10 protein-coding genes are annotated in these 12,443 nt (G+C 42.6%); all 10 read right to left on the bottom strand.

The window, feature by feature from the left end:
- Nucleotides 1-87: 87 nt before the first annotated feature.
- On the bottom strand, nucleotides 88-483 hold the full coding sequence (locus AC5590_RS27850) for a type II toxin-antitoxin system VapC family toxin (RefSeq protein WP_169266566.1): 396 nt from the start codon (nucleotides 481-483) through the stop codon (nucleotides 88-90).
- A 7-nt stretch (nucleotides 484-490) separates the two neighbouring features.
- Nucleotides 491-691, bottom strand: coding sequence for a hypothetical protein (locus AC5590_RS27845; protein WP_169266565.1), 201 nt, complete (start codon nucleotides 689-691; stop codon nucleotides 491-493).
- A 46-nt stretch (nucleotides 692-737) separates the two neighbouring features.
- A complete protein-coding gene (locus AC5590_RS27840; protein ID WP_246162584.1) occupies nucleotides 738-839 on the bottom strand; it encodes a ribbon-helix-helix domain-containing protein in 102 nt (33 codons plus the stop codon).
- A 141-nt stretch (nucleotides 840-980) separates the two neighbouring features.
- Nucleotides 981-4,034, bottom strand: a complete 3,054-nt coding sequence (locus AC5590_RS27835; RefSeq protein WP_169266564.1) for a two-partner secretion domain-containing protein — start codon at nucleotides 4,032-4,034, stop codon at nucleotides 981-983.
- 168 nt (nucleotides 4,035-4,202) lie between these two features.
- On the bottom strand, nucleotides 4,203-6,485 hold the full coding sequence (locus AC5590_RS27830; protein ID WP_169266563.1) for a two-partner secretion domain-containing protein: 2,283 nt from the start codon (nucleotides 6,483-6,485) through the stop codon (nucleotides 4,203-4,205).
- A gap of 29 nt (nucleotides 6,486-6,514) precedes the next feature.
- Nucleotides 6,515-7,057 (bottom strand): calcium-binding protein, encoded by a 543-nt coding sequence (locus AC5590_RS27825; protein ID WP_246163492.1) that lies wholly within the window; start codon nucleotides 7,055-7,057, stop codon nucleotides 6,515-6,517.
- 485 nt (nucleotides 7,058-7,542) lie between these two features.
- On the bottom strand, nucleotides 7,543-8,322 hold the full coding sequence (locus tag AC5590_RS27820) for a DUF928 domain-containing protein (protein ID WP_169266561.1): 780 nt from the start codon (nucleotides 8,320-8,322) through the stop codon (nucleotides 7,543-7,545).
- A 65-nt stretch (nucleotides 8,323-8,387) separates the two neighbouring features.
- Complete coding sequence (locus AC5590_RS27815; RefSeq protein WP_169266560.1) at nucleotides 8,388-10,679, bottom strand: CHASE2 domain-containing protein; 2,292 nt, start codon at nucleotides 10,677-10,679, stop codon at nucleotides 8,388-8,390.
- 137 nt (nucleotides 10,680-10,816) lie between these two features.
- Nucleotides 10,817-11,773, bottom strand: a complete 957-nt coding sequence (locus AC5590_RS27810; protein WP_169266559.1) for a DUF1822 family protein — start codon at nucleotides 11,771-11,773, stop codon at nucleotides 10,817-10,819.
- Nucleotides 11,774-11,788: 15 nt separating this feature from the next.
- Nucleotides 11,789-12,424 carry a sigma-70 family RNA polymerase sigma factor gene (locus AC5590_RS27805; protein ID WP_169266558.1) on the bottom strand — a complete coding sequence of 212 codons (636 nt, stop codon included), beginning with the start codon at nucleotides 12,422-12,424 and terminating at the stop codon, nucleotides 11,789-11,791.
- Nucleotides 12,425-12,443: the final 19 nt, after the last annotated feature.

Genomic DNA, 12,443 nt, shown 5'->3' with positions numbered 1-12,443 from the left:
AAGAAGAAATAAAGGTGTACCTAGCTTCGTCAAAACTCAAATAGGAATCCTATATCCCTTCAACTGTTTATTGCATTGCAGTTTATTTTAATCCCAAACAGTTTTAACTTCATAAGAATCCCGTAACATTTCATCTCTCGTAATCAGGATAGCTTGATAGTAACTCGCTGTAGCAGCGATAATCCGATCATGAATATCCCAATTTTCCGGTAGTTGCAGCATTGTCTGAAAAATAGGAAAATCAAAAGAGACAATATTAAATCCATCTCCTTGATTAATTTTTTCAAGTAATGTTTCAATTGTAACCGCTATCTTCTTTTTTTGAGCTATATGAGTCAGTTCTGCGAGAACTAATGTAGGGATTAAAACCTGAACCTCTCCCGTTTCAGCTTGACAGAGAATTTGTGTTGCTGTTGGCGATAATCGTTTATCTTCACTGACAAACCAAGCTAACGCATGAGTATCCACCACATAAGTATCCATTTATCACCTAATCTTCCCACTGAATGACATCCCGAAAAACTGCTTTTTCAGCTGATTCTAAATCTTCATCAGTGACAAGAACATCTTTCCACAACCCTTTGATTTGAGTTTTATTTCGAGAACCTTCAAGTTGATGAATAACAGTTTTTTTTAATGCTTCTAATTCTTCTTGAATAGCTTGAATCCGAAGTAAAACATATTGACTCATGATAAATATTCTCCTAAGGTACGGTAGAATCGCATCAATTAAAATTTTAGCGATGCCAAGCCGCCAGGACGACTTCTTGTGCAGAGGCGTATCTACCACTTTCTACCTGAGTTTGAACAAACTGCTCAAGTTCTGGCGTTAATGACACATTTATTGTTAAATACCATATTTTGTGTGCGAACGTATTTTTATTCTAGAAGCAATACTGCATTCTCTACTTCTGAACCTTCTAGTAACGCTGTTAGCGCCTCCATCTTGAACTCGGTTATGAATTATGTTGATCTAAAATCTAGCTACGGCACTTAGCTGGTGTTTGCCAAGAACTGCGAGGCGTGGTATTGGGTGCATCAGCTGTGAAAACTACCTCTCCTTTGGCGTTGAACACCCACCCAGTCGCTTCAACTATGGGTTCTGGCGTGGGGTTTGTTGGATTTGTGGAAACAGATGGACTGTTGCCCTTATCACTGTTTGGGTTGAGAGTCACCCAATCTACTTGCACGGCGTCAGGTGTAAGAATATCTTTTGGGTTAGGTGGTAAGCCGCCGCGTCCAGTGTAAATGAAACTGCTTTTCGCGTAGTTGGGAGAGTTGCAACCTTGGGCAAGTTTGGTGTCAACTGGTACTGATGGTAAGTTGACTAAGTCACTGTTTAAGTCAATATCGGGTGTGTTGAGTTCTACTGTACCGCTTAAAGAAGGGTTTGTTTGCGAGATAGCAGTGATGTCGTTTGTCTGTAATTTAGTGGGGTCTGAATCGTCAGGACGCAATCTCTTAAGTTCTTGGCTACTGAGGGGTGCGATTCCAAAAATATCAGTAGCGTTAATTGTGATTTTCCCACCAGTGCCACTAAACGCATTGGCAGTGATGTCACTATTCTCATTAGGGACGGTAACGATAAAGCCCGAGGGAGCATTGATAGTAATGTTACCACCATCACCACCTTTGTTATCATTACCCGCAGAGGTGGAGATGGAACTTCCACGACGCAATAAAAGTAAGTTTCCTATCTGTAGCCGAAGATCTCCACCCTTACCCGTTGTGGACGTTGCATTAATCCGACTTTGATTATCAAGTTGAATGGTATCTGCCACGATATTCAAAGTACCAGCATTGCCATCACCAGTACTTTTAACTTCTAATCTCCCTTGATTGTCAATAACCAAGGTTTTTGTTCGCACACTCAAGTTTCCTGCATTGCCACTACCTGAGGTTGTTGCAACAATTCCACCACGATTAATTTTCAAAGATTCAGCAGTAACTGTAATTTGTCCAGCATTACCCGTGCCCAAGGTGTTGGTACTGATATCTGCTGTGTTTATCACCATAGGACCTGCGACATTAATGTTGATTTCTCCGGCTTTACCTGTGGTGTTACTTGTACTGCTATTGATGGGCGAATTTTCAAGCTCAAAAGAATTTGCGTAGATGCTGATTTTTCCTGCGTCACCCTTACCAACGGAGTTAGTAAAAATACCTTTAGGGTTCCGTAACACCATACGCTCTGCGACATTAATGTTGATTTCTCCGGCGTTACCTGTGCTATATTCTTGAAGCGCCTGGCTATTGATCCGCGAACTGTCAAGCAGCAAGGAATTTGCATAGATGTTGATTTTTCCAGCGTCACCCGTCGTGCCATAAACGTCAGTATATATACCTGAAGACTTGCTCTCAAAAGAACCTGCGACATTAATGTTGATTTCTCCGGCGTTACCTGTGATAAACGTACGACTATAGACTCCCGAATTTTCTATCAACAAGGAATTTGCAGTAATGCTGATTTTTGCAGCGTTACCCGTCTGGGTATTGGTCACTATACCTGCTCGATTTCCCACCATAGGACCTGCGACATTAATGTTGATTTCTCCGGCTTTACCTGTACTATTTTTCTCTGTACGACTAACGATCGCCCCTCCGCCTTCAATCCGCAAAGAATTTGCGCTCATGTCGATTTTTCCAGCGTTACCCTGACCAAAAGAGTAAGTATCTATACTTGAAGCCCGTAGCTCCATAGGACCTGCGACATTAATGTTGACTTCTCCACCGTTACCTGTGCTATCGTTCCCCGTACCGTTAACCAAACCATATCCGTCTTCAATCACTAAAGAATTAGCTTTAACTTCCATCCGTCCGGCGTTACCTGCACCATCAGTATTACTGCTTAGACCACTGTAGTTACCGATAAAAATAGAATCAGCTTGTAAGGTAATGTCTCCAGCTTTTCCCGTTTCTTGTACGCGAGTACCCAAACCAGACTTATTCTCAAGCCTGATAGAGTTGTTAGCAACCACTATTATTTGTCCGGTATTCCCCGAACTGAAACTATTAGAGCTGATATCGGACTGATTGATAACTATTTCTTTGCCGACAAAGCTGATTTCTCCTCCATTTCTGTCACCAAGCGTATCAGCTCGTAGAATGGACTGTTCGGTGAAATTGATGTTTTTACCGGCGATCGCAATGGCACCACCGCCCACTCCTGTAGTACTTACGAACGATTTCCCAGAGAATTGGATGTCTGCAAAACTGGGAGCGGCTTCATAACCCAGCTTCCAACCTTCTGGTACCGAGACGAGACTCACAGCCCCGTTGCTGCCAACACTGCCGATTTCAATCCGTCCTGCTGGTGACTTGAGAACACCACCCTCAACAGATACTTTACCCCCCACCAGAGCTAAAGTTTTCCCCGACTCTACCTCCAATCCCGGAACGCTACTGTTAAGACGAGGACGGGGTTTTCCTGGATCAGCAGCAAAACTATACTTGATAATAGCCGAATCATATGCAAATTCGTGCCCAAGTCCTTGTACCTTAATTTCCCCTGGATTTGTGCCCAGACCGAGTCCAATAGGTGCAGTTATCGTCAATAGGGGTTTATCTGGTGATGGAGTGGCACTGAATTTAGTACCATCGGCAAAATTTATACTGCTGGCAGTGCTACCAATAAACGAACCTCCAATATTTAAACTGGCATTGGGACCAAAAATAATCCCATTGGGATTAATTATAAACACGTTAGCTGTCCCGTTAGCTTTAATTAACCCATCGATATTAGATACTGAGCCACCCGTTACCCGACTAATGATATTTTGAACATCCGCAGCATTGTTAAAGAAAGCAGCGCCACCAGTTTGAACAGAGAACTCCTTAAAACTGTGGAACAAGTTGCTTCCGGCTTGCGTTCCTCCAGTGATAACGCTGGTGTTCCCCGACTCTGTGACGTTGGAGTTATTAGGTAAAGTGCCGTCTGGAGTGATTTGGGCAAGAGCACAATTTGCAAAGAAAGCATACGCACCACCTATGGCAATACCTAAGAACCAACCCCAACGAGTAATCATTCCGGACATTGCACTCCCCCCAAGCGTTTGGCGTTGCTAAACAATGGTTATGGCACTAGTACAAAGTAAACCACATCTAGTGCTACTCAAAGTACCTCTGTTTGCTTCTCGGTTTCTTAATACACGAGTTTTATGCAAAAACTTCTATTTCTTAACAAAAGTTCATGAAAGGAAAATTTAAGTACGACACTTAGCGGGCTTGTTCCAAGAACTGCGAGGCGTGGTGGTGGGTGCATCAGCTGTGAAGACTACCTCGCCTTTAGCGTTGAACACCCACCCAGTTGCTTCAACTATGGGTTCTGGCGTAGGCTTTGTTGGTGTGGAAACAGATGGAGTGTTGCTCTTGTCACTGTTTGGGTTGAGAGTCACCCAATCTACTTGCACGGCGTCAGGTGTGAGAATGTCTTTGGGGTTTGGAGGTAAGCCGCCGCGCCCGGTGATGATAAAACTGCTTTGGGCGTAGTTGGGGGAGTTGCAGCTTTGGGCGAGTTTGGTGTCAACTGGTACTGATGGTAAGGTGACTAAGCCGGTGTTGAGGTCTACATCGGGTGTGTTGATTTCTATAGTGCCACTTAAAGAAGGGTTTGTTTGCGAGATAGCAGTGATGTCGTTTGTCTGTAATTTAGTGGGGTCTGAATCGTCAGGACGCAATCTCTTAAGTTCTTGGCTATTGAGGGGTGCGATTCCAAAAATATCAGTAGCGTTAATTGTGACTCTGCCACCACTGCCCTCAAAGGCATTAGCGGTGATGTCACTGTTTTCACCGGGTCTGGCAACGATGAAACCTTTGGGGACATTGATAATGATGTTGCCACCATCACCACCACCACCAGCTTTACCTGCTGTAGTAGATATCTGACTGTTGCCGCGCATGAGCAATAAGTCCAGACCTTGCAGCGTAATATTCCCACCTTTACCGGATGCGGTTTCAGCTACAATGGCTCCTTTGTTGTCTAACCGGATCGAGGGAGATGTAATCTGAAGGTTGCCTGCATTCCCTGAGTTTACCGCACTTACAGTGACTTGAGCTTTATCCCGAACTATCAACTGTCCAGTAGCAATGCTTATGTCTCCAGCAACACCGCTACTTAGAGATCGAGCAAACAAGCCACTGGGTTCGCCATCATTTGGTGCCGTTCCGCTCAGTTCCACTTTGTCAGAGGCGCGTACGTCAATCGTTCCCCCTTTGCCCTGGCTACGCATACGAGCACTAGCTGCTATCTGTCCTCCATCCCGAACAATCAGCTGTCCTGTTTCAATCCTTATGTCTCCGGCATCTCCAGACGCTCTTGTTGAAGTAAACAAGCCACTGCGTTCTTCAGCCGATATTCCAATAACTTGGATAGAGTCCCTTGCATTCACGGACAAAGTTCCTCCCCGTCCCTTGTTACGAGTGACAGCAGAGACTTGTGCTCCATCCTGAAGAATCAACTGCCCAGTTTCAATCCTCAATTCACCAGCATTTCCAGATCCTAGTGTCTCAGCCAACAGACGGCTTCGTTCCAAAAGTTCTACCAACTCTGATGCGTTCACCACTAATGTTCCTCCGGGTTCTGAGCCGAGGTTATTAACCGTAACATTTGAACGATTGGTAAGTATGATACGCTTGCCTGAAAGCTGAATACTGCCTCCGCCTGTGCCAGTAGCGGTTACTCTAGTTGCATTGGTGAGAGAGACATCTGCTCGTTGCACTCCTTGGGGAAAATCTAGGCGGAAATTGTTGCGACCATTGCTACTATCAATGTTTAACCCTACTGTTCCTACTCCTGCTAATCCTCCTAATTCAATTCGACCACCTTCTGCCTGTAGTATCGCTCTGTCCAACTTCACATCGCCGCCCACTAGCAGTAAACTCTGACCTTGAGGAACAGATAATCTACTAGCTCTATTTACTTGAATCGAGCTAGTAGATCCAGATGGAATTTGATTGAATAGAAATGCGGAGGGATTTACTGTCAGCAAGGGGTTAAGCGGATTGACGGGTGAAGTCATAGAGAATTCTCCACCGCCAGGAAACTGGATAGCATTGGCTGTTGTTGCTATAAATGAACCGCCAATCCTTAATTGGGCATCCCGACCAAATAAGATACCACTGGGGTTTATGAGAAAGAGATTAGCTTTACCCTTCGCCTGAAGTGTTCCCTGGATGTCAGAGGCGTTTCCCCCTGTAACTCGTACCAAAATATTTTTGATGTTAGAGGCATTAAGAAAACTGGCTACCTCGGCATTCTTAACACTAAAGTTGCTGAAACTATGGAATAGATTTGTATTGCCAACGGTTTTACCCTCCGTGATTTCCAGGGTAGTACCGTTGATTGTAACTTGAGTTCCCAAAGAGGGATCGGCTGTTACCTGAGCTAAGGTGCTATCGCCCCCTTTTCCTGGGAGCAACCCAACTAGAATCAGCAAGCCTGACAATCCTAACTGGTAAGCCTGAGTGAGCCAACTTCTTGATGTCACAGAATTTATCTCCTAGCCCTTGAAAGTACTTAAACTGGGCTTGTTGTAGTCACGATAGAAGAAGTAATATCACCCCAGCCAAGCTTAGGAGCTAGCAAGGCTATCTGCTGCGTATCATAAAATAGAGCACCAGTGTCTGTATGGTACGTTAAACTGCCATTATTAACTTGCACAACGCTTTTACTCGAGCCAATGTTTAGTGGAGGAGTTGTAAACTGAGTAGAGTTGATGGCAACACCTTCATTCAGTACATCTTTGGTTACGGACAATAATCGCTGATAATTATCATTATCATCCTTGCTATTATGCGGGGCAGTCCTAACAACAATAAGATCCTCACCAGGTTTGAAGTCTGTAATGCGATCGATACCGCCACCTGAGTAATAAAGTTCAAAGATATCACGACCCGCACCACCAGTGAGAATGTCATCGCCAAATTCCCCAGCTAAGGTATCGTCCCCCGATCCACCTGTGATAGTGTCATTGCCTTGTAAGCCGTATATTAATAGGTCATCTTTTCGTACACTATAGTTTAGGTTATCGTTTCCAGAAGTGCCTTTAATAGTTTCCACGTTCATTACTCCCTGATTAATTAGTGATTCAACTCCGTTAGAGTTACTTGATGTGTAGAGAGAGATTTGAGATTTGTTTATCTTGACTAGCATTGGAGGTGAACTGGGTTAAGGTACAAAACTGCGCGATACGCTCTGCGTCAAGCCTCTGGCTTATCGCCCCCCCACCACTAACAAATTCTCTAACGCCAACCTCCAACACCAACCCTGCCAATATCGATTCATCTCAAATATGGCTCTTTAATAAGTTGTGGTTAAGTCAGCGCCCTGTTAAGTGCTTGGTTCTAATTGATAAAATACTTATTACACCTCACCACAAAAAGGGGTTGGAAATCAAAATTCTGATGACTTTGAACGAAGTTCATTTAAGCAGCGAATTCCGTACCTCATTTATGGTGGGCTGTACTTATGATAGGTTAATGCTACAACATTTTCTCTATCAAAATTATAACACTCTGTTTATCTACATGAGTGCAAAATCACGATTATCTTTCCATACCATAACGCCCAACAATCGGCGCAGTAGCAAACTCTTCCAAACCAACGGCTTTTAACAAATCAGTCCAATCCTGTGCAAGCACGGATGAACCTGAATTAGTACGACGCATATCAGCTAAATTCGTAACAGCATCCTGCCAAATCTCATTAACAGCATAAGCAGTGTATTCTTTTGGTTTTGCCGCCTTTAACTGACTTTCAAGATTCGGGGTGAGCGCAACTTTTTGCACCCATGCTTTTACGTAATAGTAATCAGATGCGTTTTCCGGGTTGCCACAATAAACTTTGAAGTACCATTGATACTTATTGTCTTGCTTGAGCGCATATTGCGGATTTTGTGGCAGAGTAATGCCAATGATACCAGACCTATCAGGCAGCTTCAAAGGTGTCTTGTAGATATTTTTACCCCTCTCGTCCTGAAACACAAACTCTCCAGAACGCAAGTTAGTGGGTAAGTCGGGAAGATAAACCCAAAAGGTTGGATACTCGGAGACTGTTAATGATAAGAAAGATATCGCTTCATTGACAGTTCCCTCACCTGGAACTAATGCAGTCACGGGCTGTTTCAAGTCTGGACAGCCATTACGTCTTGCCCCTCCTTGGCGGCGACCGACAGGTGCGCCACTACGTGGAAAGTTCAATTTCTCAAGGCGGTTCTGTGTATTTGCATTCTTATTCTTGACTGGTTGAGCAACCTGTGGTTGCACTTGTGGAGAGTAACTCACAAGACAAAGGAGTATCACAGGGATAACGCCAGCAAGTTTCATAATTAAATATCCATATGCCGATGTTACTATATAACATCAAGATGCAATACCTGTATTCCGGAATTTTATCCTCGTATTTTCCACACTACAGCCATAGCTGTTAATATTAATGTCAAAGCAGGCGGAATTAGTGGTATCCATCCAGCTTGTGTAAAGATGACAAAACAAATTCCAAATAATATTGATAGCGCTGCTGCTACCGCCAACCCAAGGTACTCTGGCTTTGAGTAGCACCTAGCTATCATTCCTCCTAGCAACGACCATATCCAAACCCAGAGTACTTCCACCCACCCAGACCACCACCACAAAACTTGTCTACCATCCTCAACAGCACTGAGGATATGGCTTATCATCTGCGCCTGCACGAACACTCCTGGTATTTTCTTGTTGTGGGAAGGAGTTTTCCAATAATCAGAAGTGCTTGGGGCTGTAACGCCAATAAGGACAATACGATTTTTTAATAACTTTGAGTTAATTTGGCTATTGCCGCTAAGTATATCTCTAAGAGATACAGTCTCACCAATGTTTTCTTGAGGACGCAGCGAACGATAATTCAGCACCACTTGATATCCTGCTGATGCATCCACTGCTTGGTAACCGCTAGTGTGTTCCTTTAATGGTTTAAACAAAACTTTGCCAATTTTTAAGTCCCCTTGTGGGGTCATATCTGCTTTGATACCTTGGTCAAGCAAATAGTGACGTGCAAGCTGAAGGCTCAAAGCATTCTCTGCCTGACAAGGAGACTTTGCCGGAGGGGTGAGATACAATAACTGGCGACGTGCGACTTCATCAGAATCTGCCACAAAATCACTAAAACTCTGGCGTTCTTCTGGAACTTCCTCAGGAGGGTGAATACCATCAGGTGCGTCATCAGCATCAGCAGGAATTTTGCACACTGCAAAAATACGGTCATCCTGCTTTAGGCGAGTGATTAAATCTGCATAGTTGGGGTCTACAGAGAAATCCCGATAAATATCTATACCAATAGTTTTTGGTTGATACTGCTCAAGTTTTTGCAGCAATTGAGCAAGTGCTTTATCCGAAAGCGATCCTGTCCTTTTCATCCCCTTCTGGTTCTGATAACGAATATCTGCTTCATCAACAGTAACTATCATTAGACGTGGATCTGAGCTTTCAATTCGGGGTCGCAGTTGCATAAGATGGTCGTAAGCTTGCAATTCCCACGGTTGTAGCATTCCGAAATAGCGCACTCCCATGACTATACTTGTGACAAGGACACTCGCCATAAGCACAGTCAGAAGTTGACGTAATGAATCGCTTTTTTGAGTGCTTAATTCTCGCCAAGTCAGGGGGACAACTCTGGGATTTTGGATTAAGACTGGTAACCAAGTCGCATTCGGAAATTTATCCTCCAAGCCTTGCAACTTTTCTCTTGCTTCCCGTGAAGCCAGATATAAAGACTTACCACTTGAAAAAGCGACCAGAAAATGCTTTAAAAATTCCTGTGCCACTTCATCTGGTACGGGTTCCCGCATGACAATCATTTGCGGGATATTTAAAGAAGCGAACTGCCATGCTAATCCTAAACCATCACAGGAGTTAAAAATTGCTAGCTGTAAACCTTGTGCGATCGCTCTTTTTAAACCAAACTCTAACTCTTCTATTGTTAAGCTATCCGTTTTATTGATATAAATCCGACCAGTATTATCAGCAGTTTCACTATGTCCGGCGAAAAATAAAATATCCCACTGCTGCCAAAGATAATTGTTTAGCTCTTTGCGCTGTGGTTCTACCAGAAAAACTGTTTCAGCATTTGGTAAATTTTCTAACAACTGACGGTCTATTTGAACATCAATTCCATTACTATTTCCCAAAATCGCCAAAACTCTTACTTTGGGTTTACGCGGTGGTTTTGGAGGGGTTTGTGATGCTGTTGTAGTTAAGGCAAATTCTGCTAACGAATATCTACCAAAGAAATCCCACAAATGCCAAGGAATTCTCTGTAATTCCGGATTATCTGTGCGAATGAGTACTCGAATAGCTTCGTTTCGTTTTAATTCCTCGCGTAATGTGTTGTTTATACAGCGAAATTCCTGAGAATCAAACCATCTTTGTAAGTAGTCAATTAATACTTTAGTTTTTTGGCGGCATTCTGAAATTCGTGTTGTGATAGAACCATCGTAAATAATTTCTTGTGGCTTGATGCGACTTGGCATTCCTAAACTGCGATACTTGTGTTGCCACTGGCATAGGTAGGTAGCCAAGTCGAGACATGGTGGTAATTTGCCAGAGATTTCTATTTCTGGGGGAGCAAAATCTGAGCCAATCTCCAGCGTCACCCGAAATCCCTGGTATTCTAAATCACCATAAAACTTCAGAACAACTAACTTCGCCATAGACCCATTTGAAATTTGGGATTTTGAAGTGTCAAAATAACATTAAAAAATTGTAATGTATTTTGACACTTCGTCAAATCCTTAATGATTTAAACATAGTTCTTGCAAAAAGCACAAGTCATTTTGTATAGTGATCTTTAGGTTAGAAAAAGCTCTGTAAAGCTGACATCACCTAAAGCAACTTTAACACTAAAACGTTCTCCAATTTCGCTACTAAAGTTTAATTGAATACTCTTTGTGTTTCTCGCGGTTGCCTGCATCACGGGTATCCCTGCTTCATCCAATACTATCAGTTCAAGTTCTTTTGGTAAATAATTTTTACCACCTGTTGGGTACACTTTTACACCGACATTTATTTCTTCTCTTGAGACTGAGATCAGTCCTACCACTAAAGCGATGATTTGACTTTTGGAATCTCGTCCTAAGTCTAGGAGTTTGCCTTTCTGTAGACTAGATGTTGAATTTTCTGCGTGAACTAAAGTGTGTTCAGTTCCTCGAAATCTAAAAACTAGTTCTGATTGTTGCGGATTCAAAAGCGATTCTATAGTTTGCCAACCAGCATCAACAACATTCATCAACCACTGGCTCAAGTGAATTGGCTGTTCAATTTTTTCAATTGGTTTGTTCAGGTGTATAAGCAAATCTTCAAGCGAGTTTAACTGACTTATAAGTAACTCACCATTTTCAGGAACTGTTTTAACAAATCCCAGTAGTGTTGCTTCTTCAAGCGATGATTCAAACTGTACAGCTACATAGCCAATTCTATCTGAGGAAACTTCTGGAAGAATATGAAGAACTTGCTCGTTAGGTAACACCGCAAGACATTCTATTTTACCGAAACCGATAACTTCTAAATCAGCAATATCCATAAGAGTTTGTATGAGAGGGTTCCAACTTAAACTTCCTTGCCAAGAAGTTTTAATTCCCATACAACGCAAATAAAATTGAACAGCAAATACTGCCAAAGTATTGAGATAAACCTGTTTGGCTTTCTGAGGATTCCTGTGTTTGTTTCGGAAACGTTCTGCAAGTGCGTGAGCTTCTAAGCTTATCGGTACCGTAAAGGTTAAAGATTCTGATAAATTTCCTCTCATTTGTATACCTATTCCTTAATATACCTGATTTTCACAGTATTCTTTTAACTTAGGAGAAAGCTTTTTTAGACATCTGTAATAGAAGCTGCTGACTGTAGGAACTTTCATTTCAAATTCTGCTGAAATCTCTTTCCATGATTTCCCAGACATTCTGAGCATAGCTAATGCTTGAAACGTTGCTTGGGGACATTGCTCCATATACTCATTTTTAAAAATGTCTTCTGGGTCTGATTCTATACATTCCTTAACGATTTCTGTGAGGTCTTTTGATTCTTCAGGTAAGGCAAGATTGTCTAGGTCTGTAAGAGTCATTTTTGTCACAGAACTATGACTGAGGTTTTTACGAAGAGTATCTTTAAAAAATCGTCGTTCCAAAAGAACATTGACCCATACCAAAACCGTACCGCGTTCCGGGTCGTACTTGTCAATATTTTGACAAATATAAAGAAAAAGTTCCTGACGTGCTTCATTGTAAATATCTTGAACATTGCTGAAAAATTGACTTTTGGATGGATACCAAAGATTGCCAAAGCGCACAATGCTGTGAATTAGCTTTGTTAAAGCGATTTGCCGTTCCTGAGAATGCGGCGGGTGTCGCTGTGCAACACAAGCAAGCTGTAGCAGATACGAATCAAGTTCATCTTTGGTCATTACTTGAAACTCCAAACCT

The sequence above is a fragment of the Brasilonema octagenarum UFV-OR1 genome, assembly GCF_963888615.1.
GTDB classification, from domain to species: domain Bacteria; phylum Cyanobacteriota; class Cyanobacteriia; order Cyanobacteriales; family Nostocaceae; genus Brasilonema; species Brasilonema sennae.
Note: the sequence above shows the minus strand (reverse complement) of the source record. Positions and strands in the feature narration are given on the sequence as shown.